This window comes from Clostridium beijerinckii HUN142 (assembly GCF_000621745.1).
Lineage (GTDB): Bacteria > Bacillota > Clostridia > Clostridiales > Clostridiaceae > Clostridium > Clostridium beijerinckii_A.
The window spans coordinates 287688-304613 of record NZ_KK211337.1 but is presented as its reverse complement, the minus strand read 5'-3'; the positions used below and the strand labels follow the sequence as shown (position 1 = coordinate 304613).

Below are 16926 nucleotides of genomic sequence, written 5' to 3'. Positions count from 1 at the left end.
CAGTGAATATAACTAATAAAAATGCGTAATAAGGAGGAATTTTATTTGAATAAAGATACATTAATAAATCATATCAAAGCTTCTAATGGAAGCATAAAATGTGATCTCGTAATTAAAAATGTTACCATAATTGATGTTTTTAATAAGAATAGATTCATAGATAATATTGGTGTTAAAGATGGGTATATTATAGGTATTGGTGACTATGATGGATATGGAATTGTAGATGGCACTAACAAATATATTTGTCCTGGACTTATTGATTCTCATTGCCATATAGAATCGAGTTTGGTCACACCTGTTGAATACAGCAAACTAGCATTATTAAACGGAATCACATCTGTTATTGCAGATCCCCATGAAATTTCAAATGTTATGGGAACTGCAGGTATAAATTTCATGCTTAATTCTTCACAAAATATCTCATTTGATATATATTTTATGCTTCCATCCTGTGTTCCTGGTACCAGCTTTGAAAGCTCTGGTGCAACTTTGCTCTCTAGGGATTTAAAAGATTTTTATAAAAATGATAAAGTTTTGGGGTTAGCTGAAGTCATGGATTATCCTTCCGTCTCAGAGTGTGATGAGAAAATAATTGATAAGATATATGATTCAATTATCAGTAATAAAGTTATTGATGGTCATGGAGCTGGCTTTACATCTATGATGACAAACACCTATAGAGCTGCTAACATTTTAACTGATCACGAATGCAATAATGCCGAAGAAGCTCTTGATAAGATCCGACGCGGTATGTATATTCTAATTAGAGAAGGTACTGTTGCAAAAAACTTAAAGGAATTATTACCTGCAGTTAATGAATCTAATAGTAATAGATTTTGCTTCTGCACTGATGATAAACATATTGATGATATTGCTGCTAATGGCTCAATTAACAGCTCAATTATTTATACTATAAATAATTCTAACTTAAAGCCCGAAACAGCTATTCAAATGGCAACAATTAACCCATCACTCTTATATAAACTAAGCAACAAGGGAGCAATTGCTCCTGGATATATTGCAGATTTTATATTATTAGATAACTTAGAAGAATTTAAAATAGCTCAAGTTTATAAAGAAGGTAAATTAGTTGTAAGTGATAATGAACTTGTTAATTTTGATAGAGGTTTAGTAAAAAACACAAATATTGATGATTTTTGTAATTCCATAAATCTCCCACATTTAACTGAAGATAGTTTCAAAATTAATATACCAAATAAAGATGTAAACAGATTAAATGCAATCGAGATAATTCCAAATAAATTAGAAAGTATTCACCTAAAGCTCAATATCTCAGATATTAGTTCAATGAAAGATAATAATTCTAAATTTTTCAACTCCTCACCTAAAGATGACTTAGCAAAAATTGCAGTTATTGAACGGCATAAGGCTTCTGGCAATTTGGGGCTTGGAATATTAAAAGGTTTAGGGATTTTAGAAGGTGCAATTGCAACTACCATTGCTCATGATTCTCATAATTTAATACTTGCTGGGGCAAATGATAGAGATATGCTGTTTGCTGCTAAAGAATTAGAACGAATGGGTGGCGGTATAATTGTAGTTAGAGATGAGATTATTCTTGCTCATATTCAACTTGAAATTGGCGGGCTTATGACGAATAGAACATATGGTGAAATTGAGCTTGATTTAGAAAATCTTCATTCGGCTATCAAAATTATAGCTCCAAACATTGATTTCAATCCATTTTTAACATTATCGTTTTTATCCTTACCAGTAATACCAGATTTAAAAATTACAGATAAAGGCTTATTTGATGTCATTAATTTTAAATTTATTGATATATTTGAATAGTTAGAAAGGCAATCTTAATCAAAAGATTGCCTTTCTAACATGCCTATATTAGTTAATTTCATATTTCACACCAGTAATGACTATTGAAATTTCTTTTATAAGGTCAACTTTCATACCAATTCTACTTACTCTAGGACTTTCTATTACTCTTACAGTTGGCCTTAGTGGAAAGCCTGGTGTAGTTTCTTCCACCACCGCAACTTCTTCTGTGCTTAATTCTACAATAGTTCCTTTTGGATATGGAATCACTATTCTACAAAATATATTAACTATATTATAATCAAACATAGTTCCTGCATTTGACATCAAATATTCTAGTACATCACTTGGAAACATTGCTCTTTTATCTGGCAAATCTGTTGATAAATTGTCATATACATTGGCGATACTTACAATATTGCTTAGTTCAATAATATTATCTTTAGCTAATCCATCTGGATATCCATTTCCATCTGGTCTTTCATGATGTTGAAGAACTATTAATTTACTTAGGCTATTAATATTATAAGTGCTTGATAAATACTTATATCCAAGTCTTGGATGTTGTCTTAATATCTCTTTTTCTTCTTCACTTAAGATTCCATGTTTATCAATGATATCCCTTGGTATTAATGATTTTCCAATATCATGTATCAATGCACCAATGCATAAAGCTTCCAATTTCTTTTTTGGTAATTGAAGTGCAATTCCTATAGTAAGGGAGATTACTGCAACATTTACAGAATGAGAATACATATAATTATTCATACTTCTTATATCCACTAATGCAAGCATTATATCCCTTCTATTTAAGATATCATCAATTAAATTTACTGCCATTTTTCCTATATTATAAAAATAACTTTGCTCTTGCCATGTATAATCACTTTCTTTATTCCTTACTGAATTGCTATTATTAAGCCTTCCTATGTTAGAAAATGCTTCTTTTATCGTTATAATTGCTTTTTGCCTGAGTTCTGGTTTAATAATATCTTCAATTTCTTCATTACTGTATTTATCAACTATATATATTGATAGAATATTTATTCCCCTTATTTTTGCAATTGTATTTTCTCTTAAAACCACTCCGGCTCTAAGTAAAATTCTGCCATTAATGTCATACAACGATTTTCCAAGTACTGTATTTGGCTTAACATTTTCAATTGGGACTAATCTCAAAGCTTATATTCCCCCTAAATAAATCATTATTTATACTATACCCCTAAATATAGATCATATGTACATACCCTTCCTTTATGTAACACCCATAATTATCCCCAAACAGTTAATTTCAATTTTTAATTATAAAACAAATTAAGTCTGCTATATAAGTACATAAATATATTATATTACCTTAGGCATAAACTTTCATTAATTAAATATAATTTTTTTTACTCATTTGCCTTTTCGAACAAATATGAGAAAAATTTTGCGGGCGAATAAATTTGTTTTCTATTCTTTTGACTCTTTTCCCCCGCCACTTGAGTATCCTATTATATGATTCATACTCACAAAAGGCAAAATATCTATAGACTTGATAACGTTATAATTTCCTCAGAAAAAAAGAAATTGTTTTATATTGTCTGTCAAAATGTGGTTTAGTCAATAACAATAAAACAATTTCCTATAAATTTCTAGTTAGATTAACTTAGAATAAATTTTTCTATTACTTTCACTATTCCATCCTCGTCGTTTGAATTAGTAATAAAATCTGCAGCTTCTTTAATTTCTTCAGTAGCATTTCCCATCGCTACACCAAGTCCAGCATACTTTACCATTGATAAATCATTTCCAGCATCTCCACATGCAATTATTTCTTCTCGTTTTATCCCAAGATATTCACCAAGTTTTTTTAAACCAAGTCCTTTATCTACTTCTTTATGTGTAAATTCTAAGAAGAAAGGTGCACTTTTAAATACACTATATTTCTCATAAATTTCGTTAGGTAATTTCTTTATGGCTGGATCTAATATTTCTTGTGGATCTATCATCATGACTTTTATTATATCTTCATCGTCGTCAACTTCATTAAAGTCCTTAATAGTTATATCAATGCCATTCATTGTAGCTTCATACTCTGTATATTTACTAGTTTTAGGAGATATTAATCCATCATTTGCAGAAAAAGCATGTATATTGACATTAAGCCTCTTACTTATTTCATATATATATTTTAAATCAGTTCCTTTTAAACATACCTTTGAGACAATTTTCCCTCTAGTATTTTGAACTAATCCTCCATTAAAGCTAAGTACATAGTCCTCACCTTTTATTAAATCAAGTTCTTCTAAATACCTATTTAATCCATCTAATGGTCTTCCTGATGCTAATACTATCTTAACACCCTTTTCTTCTGCAGCCTTTATAGCTGCTTCAGTATTTTTTGAAACCTTCTTATCAGTTGTAAGTAAAGTTCCATCCATATCTAGTGCAAGTAATTTATACATTTTAATCCTCCATTTATATAATATAATTTACAGCATATTTATTGGTATTTCTTATATATATATGTTGCGATTAAGTTGATACATTTTACTTCAATTAAACACTTATACTACTAGAATTTTAAGTATAAGTCAGTTATTGAAACATATATGTATACAGTGAATCAATTATATATTTATTTTAATTATATCATGAAATTCATATTCCTAATTATAATATTGCTGTTTAATTTCTACTCTTTAATCTTAGTAAATACTTTAAATTGCTAGAGTTCTATCTGTAATATATCATTACACAACATATTGTATATTAATTGTTATTATTTCTTATAGTTTACAGGGATTCTATACGAATTTCAATTATTATTAATAAATCTATTCCAAAATAATATAAAACTGCTAAATTTGTAACTAATAGTTGTTTTTTTTCATATTATGAATTGTATTTAAAACTTATGAGGTAATAGTTATGCTTGAGTCTTTATTATTAGTATCTTCGTTATGCATAGATTCTTTCGTTGCAAGTATTGCTTATGGTACTTCAAAAATTCGTATTCCACCAATATGCGCAGTAGTAATAAATTTAGTATGCACCATTACACTTGCTTGTTCTTTACTTATCGGCTCAATATTTAAAAGCATACTCCCAAGTAGCCTTCCTGGAATTTTAGGATTTATACTTTTAATGTTACTTGGAATATATAGATTATTTGAATATATTTTTAAATCATATATCTCAAAATGCTCAAAATCCGATAGCCCTTTAACATTTAAAATCTTTGACTTTCAGTTTGTCTTGCAAGTTTATGCAGATGAAATAAAAGCTGATTTTGATAATTCTAAGTGCTTAAATATCAAAGAATCATTCTATTTAGGTTTAGCATTATCATTAGATAGTCTTGCAGTAGGAATTGGATCTAGCCTATGTAACATTAACTATACGCAAGTTTTAGTATTATGCTTTATCATAGGAGTTCTTCTAGTGTCACTTGGCGTGGTTATCGGAAGAAAATTTGCTCAAAAAGTACATCTTGAATTATCTTGGTTATCAGGAGCTCTGCTCATATTATTAGCAATACTTAGAATATTAAAATAATAAATTCATACCCAGTTTATATAGTATATTCTCAAATAAATACTATATAAACTGGGTATAAAACTTGTATCTATTATTTTCTTCAATAAATAGAACATATGCTCTATTTATCCAAATTTGCCTTCAACACTTAAAATATAATTATTATCTTTTAGCTACACCATGTTCTGCTTAATAATTATTTTTAATTTAATACTATAAATTTACAAACCTATTGAACTGCTTATCTAATTCTTCTAGATCCGATTGTAAAAACTTATGGAAGGTCTCCTTTTCTAACCTATATGAGAATATGGGAGAATTTAAAAACTTCAAATACTTTTCTGTTACCTCCATAATTTCTTCATCTGGAACTTTGTAAACTTCCCTAAGAAGATCAAAAAACGTTCCACCTTCATACTTCTTTAATCTTCTTTCAGATGTGTACATAACACTCGTATATTTATCTCCGCCAAATAATTCTACTTGTTCTTGTATTGATCCATATCCTTTTTTAAGCATATCAATATATTCATCTATAATAGCATCTTTTGAATTCCCTATATTTTTTCTCGCTATTACATTTTTCAAAACCTCATATGCCTTTTCTTCCGATACCCAAAACGCCTGCTCTAATATATCCGTCATCTTATAGAAAGCTTTTCCTTTAACATTTGCTCTTGCGCGTTCTTCTATATATTTTAATAATCTCTCTTCAGTAGCCGTTAACATCTCTATCCCCTTCTTCCTAAAGTTCCATTATTTTTCTCAACTGATATATATCTATATTTTCTTCAAAAAGCTTAGATAATCTATCATACTCATTATCCTTATATTCATTTACTTTTTCTACAATTATATCTTCTGCAACCACAATATCGTTGTTCTCTTTAAGAGATTTAACAAATGAACCTATAAATTCCTCTGAATCAAACATACCATGGAGATAAGTTCCTGCAATAACTCTTTCTTGGTCACATACACCTACAATATCACCATCTAAATCCTTAATAAAAGGTATTGCTTTCTTCCCTATCTTACTTATTCCATTATGAATTTCATAGCCGCTTATAGTACTTCCTTCTATGGCTTTAATTGATTTTAAATCACATAAAATATTCCCCTTAGTTTGCTTTGTAATTTTCGTCTCATTAAACCGTGTCTTTATATCCAAAAATCCAAAACCATCTTCTTGAGATATATTTCCTTCAACTCCCAATTTATCGAGTATCAACGTTCCAAGCATTTGATACCCCCCACAAATTCCAAAAATTGGCGTACCACTCTCTTTTAATTCTTTTATTTTATCAAATAATTTATTTTCTTTCATACTTCTTAAATCTTCAATTGTACTCTTTGTTCCAGGTATTATAATTAAATTTGGATTTTTTAATTCACTAGGTTTATCTACATATCGTATAGTCACATCTGGAATTCTTTCTAAAATGCTAAAATCAGTAAAGTTTGACATATGTGAAAGCCTGATAATAGCAATATCTAAAGTTCCAACTTCTTCTTTGTTCCTAATTCTTTCGGTGACGCTATCTTCATCATCAATATCAAACTTTTCATATGGCATAACTCCAAGGACTGGAATATTTATAATATCCTCTAACTGTTTTATTGCGGGTTTAAACAGTTCCATATTACCTCTAAACTTATTTATTATTACTCCTTTTACTCTTTCACGCTCTGATTCGGATAATAATTGAATTGTACCAACCACAGATGCAAAAACTCCACCTCTGTCAATATCTGCTACTAAAATTACAGGTGCATCGGCAATTTCTGCCATAGCCATATTAGATATATCACTATCTTTCAAATTTATTTCAGCGCAACTCCCAGAACCTTCTAATACAATTATATCATGCTGTTTACTTAGTTTATCATAAGCTCTCTTAACCTTAACTTTTAAAGTTTCATTAAGCTCCTTATATTTATAAGGCTCAATATTGCAAAGAACTTTTCCATCCACTATGACTTGTGTGCAATTACCACTTGGTTTTAACAAAACTGGATTCATCAAAGCATCTGGCTGTAGTTTGCAGGCTTCCGCTTGAACAACTTGAGCTCGTCCCATTTCTAATCCATCTTTTGTTACATACGAATTTAACGAAATATTTAAGGCCTTAAAAGGAGCTACATTTAACCCTTTATTTTTTAAATATCTACATAGGGCTGTTACTAAAGTACTTTTACCAACAGAAGACGCTGTACCTAAAAACATTATACTTTTTTTATCCATTTCCTTACTCCCCTCAAATTCGAGTTCCAATACTTAACATTTATTTTCTAGTCTTTGATTTCCAAAATTTAAATTTTAAATTATTCTGATAAGCTTTATCCTTAATCCAATAATCCCTTTATTGTTAAATATCCATAATCCTCTGTAAGCTCTTTACCGACCTTATTAAATTTGATTGAATTCTTAAATATAGGACCATCAAAAACTAATGTATGATATTCTCCATTTTCCCCGCAAGGATCGCATCCTAAGTTTTTTATTTCATTAACAACCTCTTTGGTTAATTCTTTTCCTAAGAATTCTATTCCTAGCGCCTTTAGATTTACCTTTTTAATTATAGCTTTAAAACCATAGTCTATAAACTCATTAGTAAGCTTTTCTCTATTTTCTTGCCATAATGGAAATACTCCTTTAATTTCTGCTGCATTACATCTATCTAAACACCAACCTCTGTGTGCTTCTATATCTATATCTCCAAATACACAAATTTCGGCACCTTTATCTTTTGAAATTTTTAATGCCATTTCAAATTCTTCTCCATAATTATTTTTATTGCTACAGTCTATTTCAATAAGCGGAATTCCTAATTCCTTAGAAACTTTTTGAAAAATATTCCTTGGTATTTTATGAAAATAAGAATCTTTTTGATTGTCAAAAGTAACTAATAATCCTATTATCTTATAACCGTTTTTAATCATTCTATGCAAGGCTAAAGTGCAATCTTTCCCCCCGCTGAATGAAACTACAACATTTTCTTTATCCATACTACCCCTCTTATTTGTTTTTACTTTAATTCAAATTCAGCAGTATATCTTCCGCCAAACTTTACTATTCTATATTTACCTGCAGTTAAGTTCTCCAAGTTTTCTAAAGAAATAACTTGACTACTTGTTTTTCCCGGCTCTAAATTATAAGCTATTTCTATAAACATTGGTTCATCCTTAAAAGAGACTTTACTCCATTTATTGTCTGCAAATTTTTCAACTACATATTCCAGTCCATAATAAGCTGATTGCTTTCCATTGTTTGTAATATATATAGTAATCTCTTTAGTATTTAGATCATATTCATTTTTTTCTGTTTTCATAGTAATATTATTTTTCAATTCATCAGTGGTTTCAGTTGTATCATTGGCTGAGTTTTTTTCAATCCAAGATCCATCTGCTCCTAAATAGTATCCATCTACTGTATCATTGGAAACCATTTCTCCATTTTGCTTTAAATAATACCAAGCTCCTTTATACTGAAGCCAACCTGTTTTCATAGCTCCAGACTCATTCATATAGTACCATTTATTATTAACATTAATCCATCCTACAGCCATATTTCCATCATCTTTAAGATAATAAAAATTCCCCTTATCATTTACCCATCCAGTTTTTACACTGCCATTTTCATAATAACTCCAGCCATTATTGTTATTAACCCATCCATTGCTAATTTCTGCATTAACTTTATTAGAAATTCCTATACTCATTCCTACAAGCACGCTCATTATTAAAGCAATAAATTTTCTATTCATATCCTGCTCCTCTCATTATCAAAGCTTAATATTTCATCTATTTTTAACAATAAAATTAACCTATACATAACTTAAATTATTGTTCTTTTCTATGCATTTCAAATATATTTTTCATTATTTTTATCAGTTTGTAATTCTCTTCATGACTTCGTACAGCAATCCTATAATAGCTATTATCTAACCCCACATAATTGCTACAGCTTCTAATTAATATATTATTCTTTAAAAGATCTTTTTTCAAATCTATTTTTATCAAGGTTTTTAATAAAATAAAATTCACACTTGGTTCAAAGACTTTAATTCCATCTATTTCTCTTATTTCATTATATAGGTATTTTTTTTCATGGTCTATAAATTCTATAGATTTCTTTATATAATTCTTTTCATTAAGTGCTGCTTTTGTTGCTATTTCTGCTAAGATATTTATATTCCAAGCAGGAGATATAGTTTCTATCTTCTCTTTCAATGCTAAATCACTGCAAATAGCATAACCAATCCTTATGCCTGGAAGCGCAAAAAATTTGGTCAAAGATTTTATTATAATTAAATTTTTATATTCATCTATATAGGGAATCATCGAAAAGCTTCCTTCTCTAAAATCCAAAAATGATTCGTCTATTACTACCCTAACATTATTTTTCTCTGCCTTGTTCAAAATTCTTCTTAATAAATCTCTTTCAGTTATAACACCTGTTGGATTATTAGGATTACATATAAATAGCAAATCTAAGTTTTCACTTATATTATCTAGAATATCTTCTCTTATATTAAAATTATTTTCCTCTTTAAGATTATAATAAATAATATTACTATTTATTGCCTTTGCGGCCTCTTCATACTCCGAAAAAGTTGGGGCTAAAATTAATGTATTCCTTGGATTAATCCCTCTAACTGTATTAAATAAAACTTCTGCTGCCCCATTACCCAAAATCAAATTTTCTTTGCTAACATTTTCAAACTTTTCTATTGAATCCTTAAGTTCAAAATAAGTTATATCCGGATATTTCTCAATTTCATTTATACCTTCAATAATTGCATCTTTTACACGACTTGGCATTCCTAACGGATTTATATTAGCTGAGAAGTCAATTATGTCTTTGTAATCTATTTTATTTTCTCTACTTATTTCTTTAGCATTTCCACCATGTCCAAAGTTTGCCATGACTTTCCTCCCTATACATAGTTCATATATGTTTCAATTGAATTTCTACATTTTAATCTTAATTTATCTTTAAGTTACTATATACTTAAAAATAATTTTACTATTTCAACATATACATCAATTTCCATTTAATATTAACAGTAACCTCTCTATATTATAACAATCGTTAATCACTCAAATTTCTGACATCTAAAATATTATTACTATTAGCCTTCTAAATACTAAAGTGAACACAAACCCTATGAAAGATGATAAATAAAGAACCTTAGCAGTCTTCTTAACATCATTAATATCAATTTCTTTAATTTCATCTCCTATTGTAGGCTTGCTTACAAGTTTTCCAAAATAGTAATTTGCCCCACCAAGTTGTACACCTAATGCACCGGCTATAGCTGCTTCTGGATGTGCACTATTAGGACTTGTATGATTATATCTATCTCTTCTATATATCTTAAAGCTATTTTTATAATCATATCCTAGAAATGCAGAAGCTAATACTATCAACATGCCTGTTATCCTGGCTGGAATAAAATTAAAAACATCATCCAATTTCGCCGGGAAATATCCAAAATCTATGTATTCATCGTTCTTATACCCAAACATCGAATCTAATGTATTCACCGCTTTATACGCAAATGCAAGAGGCGCTCCAAAAATCATAGCATAAAATAAAGGAGCTATGACTCCATCTGCCATATTTTCTGCTATAGTTTCAACAACTGCTCTTATTATTCCCTCTTTACTCAAGCTTGCAGTGTCTCGCCCTACTATAAATGATAGTTGCTTTCTTGCCCCATCTAAATCATTTCTTAATAAGAACTTAACTACTTTATATCCTTCAACAACTAAGGCTCTCGATGATATGCAAAAATATATCAGAATTCCCTCTAAAATAACTCCAAAGTAAATATTAAATTCTCTCGATAATTTAACAATCGAGAATACAATTGCAAATATTATTATCACAGTAAGCATCCATACAATAAGCCCTGCTGCTTTTAAATGCTTTCTAAATATTCTTCTAAACAGTGTTTCAAGTTTTTTAGCTACATATCCAATCCCTCTAACTGGATGAAATGGATTATTAGGATCTCCAATTAATAAATCCAAAATAAATCCTATACTAAGTTCAATCATATAGTTCTCCTCGTCAATTTCTTTCGTATCTCAAAAATAATTCCAATCATATTTTCTTACTGTATTTGAGATACATTCTCTATTTCAAATTGCTCATCTTCTCTTATTTTTATTATCAATTCGTATCCTTCTCCATTGCCAGGCTGCCACTCATAAAATTTTTTCTTATTATCATAAAACGTTTCTAATATTATACCTATACTTCCTCCATGAATCACTCCAAAAGCAGTATCTATATTTTCTTTAATGAGATAATTTATAAGCTCCACAAATCCATCATTAACTCTTTTTCTAAATTCTACTCTGCTCTCTCCGCTTGGACATTTTATATTTCCTTCTTCATCTTCTATCCAAGTTATATACTCTTTTAACAGTTTTATTTCTTCATATGATTTTAATTCAAAATCGCCAAAATCATATTCAAAAAACTTGTTTAAAACTTTATACTTATTCTGTGGACAAATAATTTCTAATGTTTGATTTGCTCTCTTTGCTCCACTTGTAAAGTAAAAATCACACTTTGTATATTTAACTCTTCCAGAAATTCCCCTCAATTGCTCTTTCCCGCTTTCACTTAGCTCAACATCACTTTTACCACAGTATAATTGTCTTTCATTACAATAGGTTTTTCCATGTCTGACCAAATACAACTTAATTTCGCTCATACCTTTATCCGTTATAGTTTTCCCAATCTAATCTATAACTAAATCCACCTCTTTCTTTAAGGGACTATCAAAAAAGCATCTTATTTTTCAATTCCTCTTCAATGCCAAAAAAAATTCTATATACATGAGAAGAATGCTTTGCTAAGAACTGAAGTAAACGCCCGGTTTCTTCTCTCCATATTCTATCAGATTTTTCAATTGGAACAATTCCAGAATTTATTTCATCGCATATTATTATTTTATTTTCTAATAAATCCATTTTGTCTTTTAAAATTCCTATTGGATTAATCCCATTAGAAACGCAGGCTTTTACAAAAACATGTAATCCACATATGATTTCCTTATTATATTCTATATTTTCATCTCTACAGAAAAAAATCTGTTCATGACTCACTTTATATTTTTCTTTTACATAATCTAATTTTCCATTATAGGCTCCACCAAAAATTAATTTCATAAATGCCATCCTTCCCCTTACGGAATTATTCCTAGTATTAATATTCCAACTACTTCACCTATAACCAAAGCAAATCCGGCAACATCTCCAGATATTCCACCAAATTCTTTTCTGCATTTTTCTACTGACAATTTAATTCCTAAACTCATTAATAAAACTAATATTATTCCATAAATATTTAATAAAATTACTGATATTATTAATGTTATTATCAATGTTATTATCATAATAAGCTTATCATAAACATTGGTCCCTTTTTTAAAATAAGTCCCTAAAGTACTTTCTTTTATGGTCGTTCTGCTTAAAAGATAATACGCTACAACACTTCTGCTTATTATTGGAATCAGAATTAACGTATAAAGATAATTACTCTTTTCTAAAATAGAATATACCCCTCCAAATTGTAAAAAAAACAAAATCACTAGGGATATTACTGCGAACGCTCCTGTAGCTGAATCTTTAAGTATTCTGAGTTTCTCTTCCTTACTTCTTCTTGAAAGAATTGCATCGCAAACATCCATAAAACCATCTAAATGCAGCATTCCTGTTATTACAAATGGTACTATGGTAATTATCGAACTCTTTAAAATTATCGAGATATTTAATATACTCGCTAAATAATATATTATACTCCACAAGATTCCAATTATTAATCCAATCAGTGGGTAAAATTTCATCATATTTTTTACTCCATCATCGTCCCATTCAACATATGGAGTTGGAAGTATCGTAAACATGCTTAATGCCATAATAAATCCTTTGTATAATTTCTTCATAAAGTTACTTTCTCCTCATGTTTAATATACTTAATTAATCCGAAGCTACATTCTATAACATTCCCACAATACTTTGTTAAACCTCTATTTATAATAGCTAGTTCTTTCTTGAAATTTTCAGTTATCTCATCATATTGTATTGCATCATTAAATATGTAATCACTCACAATAACAACATTCTTTGCATTATTCATAACTTGCTTTATATCACTTAATATCTTATGAGAAGGATTTTTTATAATATGATTTTCAACAAACATCTCATTAGTCAAGAGGGAAGTTATACTATCTATAAGTACAGTATCCTTGCAATTAATCATATTAATCACACTATCCAAATCTCGGGGGACTTCCATTGTCTTAAAATTCAATCCTTCTCTGCTGTTTTTATGTTTCTCTATTCTCTCTGCATCTTCTTTATCATATGGATTCATAGTGGCGATATATATAACTTCGTTTCTATTTAAAGTTAGAGCTATTTTTTCCCCAACTTCTGATTTACCACTCTTAGAACCTCCAATTATCAAATAATTCATATACTCTCATTCCAGTCTAAAATACTATTAAAAATAAGTTACTTCTCTATACCTATCCTTGAGCCTATTCCTTTCTCATATGGATGTTTTACAGCTTTAATTTCCGAAACATAATCTGCAAGTTCAACTAACTTTTCATTAGGATTCCTACCGGTTAGAACAACTTCTAATCCTTTTGGTTTGTTTTCTAAAAAATCTATTACTTTACCTAAAGAAATTAAATCTAAATTAGTAGATGCAATTATTTCATCCAATATTAATAAATCAAAATTTTCTTCTATAGCTTTCTTAGTAACTTTGAAAAATCTTTCCTCATGCTCTCTTTTAGTCTCTATTTGCTCTTCTTCACTCATAAATTTAAAAAACTTCGTCACCGGAGCCCCTTTAAAAACTTCAAAGTCATTTCCAAGTTTCTCAATAGAATTCAATTCACCCGTCTCATTATCCTTTAAAAATTGTGTTAATAAAACTTTCTTTTGACGTCCAACAGCCCTTATCCCAAGACCCATAGCCGCTGTTGTCTTCCCCTTTCCATCTCCACAATAAATATGAATAAGTCCCAATTCCATAAAACACGCTCCTTCTTTATTCACAGAAATAAATAATTTTTATATTCAAAAATGCTACTTAATTATCACTCTATAACCGTTTGGCAAAACAAATACATTATTGCCAAATGATTAAAACTCAATACCGTCACTTTTTAACTGCCTTATATAATTATATTTTTACAAAGTATACAGTTATTATAACATATTCTTTAAGTTCCATATTAAACCTGATATGATGGCATTTTACTCCCTTGCCTGATGAAAAATATACACCTTATAAAAAACAGATATATTACATATAAGAACATTCCATGGTATTTTGTGACTTGTTATTTATTTTCATATGTGGTATTCAATTATCAATGGCTAATTAAAGACCTTGCCTTTCTTTAAATATTTATTATTTATCCATAGCCTTAAGTTCATCTAAATAGCTGTCATTGATTTCTGCTTCCTCAAAAGTTGCCATATTATTCATTACTGCACATGCAGATTTCATTATTGAAAATGCTAGCGGACATCCGCTTCCTTCCCCAAGCCCCATATCTAAGTTTAGTATTGGGCTTAAACTTAATTCTTTCATTGCAACTTTAAATCCTGATTCTTTTGAATCATGTGAAGTAAACATATAATCTCTAGTTTTTGAGTTTAATTTAAACGCTATAAGTGCAGCAACTGCTGATATAAAGCCATCAATAACAACCGGAACTTTATAATAAGCAGATCCCAAGAATACTCCTGCCATAGCTGCTAAGTCAAAGCCTCCAACTTTTGAAACTACATCTATTGGATCATCTTTTATTGGATTATTTACCTTTATTGCTTTCTTAATAACTTCCTTCTTTTTCTCAAGCGCTTCGTCTGTGATTCCAGCACCTCTTCCTACAACTGTTTCCACTCTTGCGTCTGTTAATACCGACAATACAGCACTACTAGTAGAAGTATTGCCAATCCCCATCTCTCCAACTCCAAGAATTTCGTAACCTAGCTCTTTCGCGTTCTTAACAGACTCTATTCCAATTAAAATTGCTTTTTCTGCTTCTTCACGTGTCATTGCAGCGCCTTTTGCAATATTATTAGTACTCTTTCTTATCTTTCTATTAATTACGCCAGGATAGCTAAAATCACAGTTAATTCCAACATCAACTACCATAAGTTCAGTATTATTTTCTTTTGCGAGAACTGCTACACCTGTTAATCCTTTTGTGAAATTAATTGTTTGAGCTAAAGTCACCGATTGAGGCGCTGAAGCAACTCCCTCTTCAACCACACCATTATCTGAAGACATTATTATAACCATTTTTTTTGTTATGTTATTTTTCACTTTTCCTGTAATACCAGAAAGTTTTATAGCTATTTCTTCTAACTTTCCTAAACTCTTCAGTGGCTTTGCAAGTGATGTCATTCTTCTATCTGCCTCCGCTATTACGTCAGCATCTACCTCTCTTATGTTATTAATAATATCTCTTAATTCTTTAGAATTAGTATTCATTCTATTTCCCCCAATTGTATATGCTATTATTTTTTGTTTTAATATAACATAAATTCATAAACAATGCGTATAATTTATTTTTTACCATTAAAATAATTCATCTCACATTCGAAATCTAAAAGCTGAAGATTTTGTTCCTGAATAACTCCTATTAGAAGCTTTGAATAAATTTCTTCCCCCTTATCATTTTCCACAGTACTATAGCCAGCCTTTTCTATAGCATTGGCCTGATCTAGATAATTAGCAGCCTGGAAAACTCCACTTTGTTTATACCTTTTATTATTGCTAAGAAATTCTCCATAATCTTTTATTGAATCTTCTTTACTATTATATACTCGGAAATAATCTTCAATTTTTTGTTTATAATATTCTGAAGTACTCATTTTAATTTTTTTCCCTGTCCATCCTGAGTCTGCTTTTATTCCAAATAGATTATTAGCTTTAGTGCTTAAATCCGATTTTCCCCACCCACTTTCTAATATTGCCTGCGAAATAGTTATAGAAGGGAGAATCCCATACTTATCATATACCTCAATTGCTTCTGGATATAAATCATTAATAAATCCTTGCTTAGATTCATCTTTTAAATTATTCTTTTGATACCCAATATATTTCAAATCATCTATATACTTATATACCTTTTCTTTTTGTTCTTTATCGAAAGATAGCTTATCTAACACTGTCTCCAAGTCAACGAGCTTATACTGACTATTTCTAATTTTAACGCTTGTACTACTATTGTTATCTACGAACATATTAGCTAATTGATTTATGCTACCATCTGTTGCTTTAGAAAAATCATTTTTATATCTAACACCATCAATAGCAGCCATGAACTTCCAATTTACTTGAAGCTTACCTTTGCTTGCATTATCTGCATCCTGTATATAAATTTTTGTATTTAAATCCTGCAAATTTATACTATTATATTTTGCCATATAGCCGCTATAAACTCCAAAAACAGCAAAGGCAACAATACCAAATGCTATAATATTAAATACAATTTTTTTTAATCCTCTTTTTCTTTTTCTCGTGTTCATAATGATTCTCCCTTTCATCCCACATAA

General features: G+C 29.5%; 17 protein-coding genes. 2 read left to right on the top strand and 15 right to left on the bottom strand.

Annotated features, from left to right (window positions below):
• The first annotated feature begins 45 nt into the window (after nucleotides 1-45).
• Nucleotides 46-1815 (top strand): adenine deaminase, encoded by a 1770-nt coding sequence (gene ade, locus T483_RS0125085; protein ID WP_026889299.1) that lies wholly within the window; start codon nucleotides 46-48, stop codon nucleotides 1813-1815.
• Between the two features lie 48 nt (nucleotides 1816-1863).
• On the opposite strand, the gene T483_RS0125080 is transcribed toward ade, so the two are convergent.
• A complete protein-coding gene (locus T483_RS0125080; RefSeq protein ID WP_026889298.1) occupies nucleotides 1864-2973 on the bottom strand; it encodes an HD-GYP domain-containing protein in 1110 nt (369 codons plus the stop codon).
• 464 nt (nucleotides 2974-3437) lie between these two features.
• On the bottom strand, nucleotides 3438-4241 hold the full coding sequence (gene yidA, locus T483_RS0125075) for a sugar-phosphatase (protein WP_026889297.1): 804 nt from the start codon (nucleotides 4239-4241) through the stop codon (nucleotides 3438-3440).
• Nucleotides 4242-4707: 466 nt separating this feature from the next.
• On the opposite strand from yidA, the gene ytaF reads away from it, so the two are divergent.
• The gene (ytaF, locus tag T483_RS0125070; protein WP_026889296.1) at nucleotides 4708-5334 is read left to right on the top strand and encodes a sporulation membrane protein YtaF; all 627 of its coding nucleotides are present in this window, start codon (nucleotides 4708-4710) and stop codon (nucleotides 5332-5334) included.
• Nucleotides 5335-5529: 195 nt separating this feature from the next.
• On the opposite strand, the gene T483_RS0125065 is transcribed toward ytaF, so the two are convergent.
• The 13 genes from T483_RS0125065 to T483_RS0125005 form a co-directional block, all read right to left on the bottom strand.
• Nucleotides 5530-6045, bottom strand: a complete 516-nt coding sequence (locus T483_RS0125065; RefSeq protein ID WP_026889295.1) for a hypothetical protein — start codon at nucleotides 6043-6045, stop codon at nucleotides 5530-5532.
• Nucleotides 6046-6061: 16 nt separating this feature from the next.
• The gene (locus tag T483_RS0125060; RefSeq protein WP_026889294.1) at nucleotides 6062-7561 is read right to left on the bottom strand and encodes a cobyric acid synthase; all 1500 of its coding nucleotides are present in this window, start codon (nucleotides 7559-7561) and stop codon (nucleotides 6062-6064) included.
• A gap of 101 nt (nucleotides 7562-7662) precedes the next feature.
• A complete protein-coding gene (locus T483_RS0125055) occupies nucleotides 7663-8325 on the bottom strand; it encodes a diphthine--ammonia ligase (RefSeq protein ID WP_026889293.1) in 663 nt (220 codons plus the stop codon).
• Between the two features lie 20 nt (nucleotides 8326-8345).
• On the bottom strand, nucleotides 8346-9083 hold the full coding sequence (locus T483_RS0125050; protein WP_026889292.1) for an immunoglobulin-like domain-containing protein: 738 nt from the start codon (nucleotides 9081-9083) through the stop codon (nucleotides 8346-8348).
• A 76-nt stretch (nucleotides 9084-9159) separates the two neighbouring features.
• On the bottom strand, nucleotides 9160-10245 hold the full coding sequence (gene cobD, locus T483_RS0125045; protein ID WP_026889291.1) for a threonine-phosphate decarboxylase CobD: 1086 nt from the start codon (nucleotides 10243-10245) through the stop codon (nucleotides 9160-9162).
• Nucleotides 10246-10434: 189 nt separating this feature from the next.
• Nucleotides 10435-11382, bottom strand: coding sequence for an adenosylcobinamide-phosphate synthase CbiB (gene cbiB / locus T483_RS0125040; RefSeq protein WP_026889290.1), 948 nt, complete (start codon nucleotides 11380-11382; stop codon nucleotides 10435-10437).
• Between the two features lie 56 nt (nucleotides 11383-11438).
• On the bottom strand, nucleotides 11439-12047 hold the full coding sequence (locus tag T483_RS0125035) for a histidine phosphatase family protein (RefSeq protein ID WP_026889289.1): 609 nt from the start codon (nucleotides 12045-12047) through the stop codon (nucleotides 11439-11441).
• 67 nt (nucleotides 12048-12114) lie between these two features.
• Complete coding sequence (locus tag T483_RS0125030) at nucleotides 12115-12504, bottom strand: bifunctional adenosylcobinamide kinase/adenosylcobinamide-phosphate guanylyltransferase (RefSeq protein WP_026889288.1); 390 nt, start codon at nucleotides 12502-12504, stop codon at nucleotides 12115-12117.
• Between the two features lie 17 nt (nucleotides 12505-12521).
• Entirely contained in the window at nucleotides 12522-13280 is a 759-nt protein-coding gene (locus T483_RS0125025; RefSeq protein ID WP_026889287.1) for an adenosylcobinamide-GDP ribazoletransferase, read from the bottom strand.
• Nucleotides 13277-13816: a bifunctional adenosylcobinamide kinase/adenosylcobinamide-phosphate guanylyltransferase gene (locus tag T483_RS0125020; RefSeq protein WP_026889286.1), complete on the bottom strand. Its 540-nt coding sequence runs from the start codon at nucleotides 13814-13816 to the stop codon at nucleotides 13277-13279. The genes T483_RS0125025 and T483_RS0125020 overlap by 4 nt, the downstream gene beginning before the upstream one ends.
• A gap of 38 nt (nucleotides 13817-13854) precedes the next feature.
• Entirely contained in the window at nucleotides 13855-14385 is a 531-nt protein-coding gene (locus tag T483_RS0125015; protein WP_026889285.1) for a cob(I)yrinic acid a,c-diamide adenosyltransferase, read from the bottom strand.
• Between the two features lie 382 nt (nucleotides 14386-14767).
• On the bottom strand, nucleotides 14768-15859 hold the full coding sequence (gene cobT, locus T483_RS0125010; RefSeq protein WP_026889284.1) for a nicotinate-nucleotide--dimethylbenzimidazole phosphoribosyltransferase: 1092 nt from the start codon (nucleotides 15857-15859) through the stop codon (nucleotides 14768-14770).
• A 74-nt stretch (nucleotides 15860-15933) separates the two neighbouring features.
• On the bottom strand, nucleotides 15934-16899 hold the full coding sequence (locus T483_RS0125005; protein ID WP_026889283.1) for a glycoside hydrolase family 73 protein: 966 nt from the start codon (nucleotides 16897-16899) through the stop codon (nucleotides 15934-15936).
• Nucleotides 16900-16926: the final 27 nt, after the last annotated feature.

What these genes read in the sequence shown, in the direction of transcription:
- yidA (WP_026889297.1), bottom strand. Translation starts at nt 4,241, where the DNA reads ATGTATAAATTACTTGCACTAGATATGGATGGAACTTTACTTACAACT.
- ytaF (WP_026889296.1), top strand. Translation starts at nt 4,708, where the DNA reads ATGCTTGAGTCTTTATTATTAGTATCTTCGTTATGCATAGATTCTTTC.
- T483_RS0125065 (WP_026889295.1), bottom strand. Translation starts at nt 6,045, where the DNA reads ATGTTAACGGCTACTGAAGAGAGATTATTAAAATATATAGAAGAACGC.
- T483_RS0125060 (WP_026889294.1), bottom strand. Translation starts at nt 7,561, where the DNA reads ATGGATAAAAAAAGTATAATGTTTTTAGGTACAGCGTCTTCTGTTGGT.
- T483_RS0125055 (WP_026889293.1), bottom strand. Translation starts at nt 8,325, where the DNA reads ATGGATAAAGAAAATGTTGTAGTTTCATTCAGCGGGGGGAAAGATTGC.
- T483_RS0125050 (WP_026889292.1), bottom strand. Translation starts at nt 9,083, where the DNA reads ATGAATAGAAAATTTATTGCTTTAATAATGAGCGTGCTTGTAGGAATG.
- cobD (WP_026889291.1), bottom strand. Translation starts at nt 10,245, where the DNA reads ATGGCAAACTTTGGACATGGTGGAAATGCTAAAGAAATAAGTAGAGAA.
- cbiB (WP_026889290.1), bottom strand. Translation starts at nt 11,382, where the DNA reads ATGATTGAACTTAGTATAGGATTTATTTTGGATTTATTAATTGGAGAT.
- T483_RS0125035 (WP_026889289.1), bottom strand. Translation starts at nt 12,047, where the DNA reads ATGAGCGAAATTAAGTTGTATTTGGTCAGACATGGAAAAACCTATTGT.
- T483_RS0125030 (WP_026889288.1), bottom strand. Translation starts at nt 12,504, where the DNA reads ATGAAATTAATTTTTGGTGGAGCCTATAATGGAAAATTAGATTATGTA.
- T483_RS0125025 (WP_026889287.1), bottom strand. Translation starts at nt 13,280, where the DNA reads ATGAAGAAATTATACAAAGGATTTATTATGGCATTAAGCATGTTTACG.
- T483_RS0125020 (WP_026889286.1), bottom strand. Translation starts at nt 13,816, where the DNA reads ATGAATTATTTGATAATTGGAGGTTCTAAGAGTGGTAAATCAGAAGTT.
- T483_RS0125015 (WP_026889285.1), bottom strand. Translation starts at nt 14,385, where the DNA reads ATGGAATTGGGACTTATTCATATTTATTGTGGAGATGGAAAGGGGAAG.
- cobT (WP_026889284.1), bottom strand. Translation starts at nt 15,859, where the DNA reads ATGAATACTAATTCTAAAGAATTAAGAGATATTATTAATAACATAAGA.
- T483_RS0125005 (WP_026889283.1), bottom strand. Translation starts at nt 16,899, where the DNA reads ATGAACACGAGAAAAAGAAAAAGAGGATTAAAAAAAATTGTATTTAAT.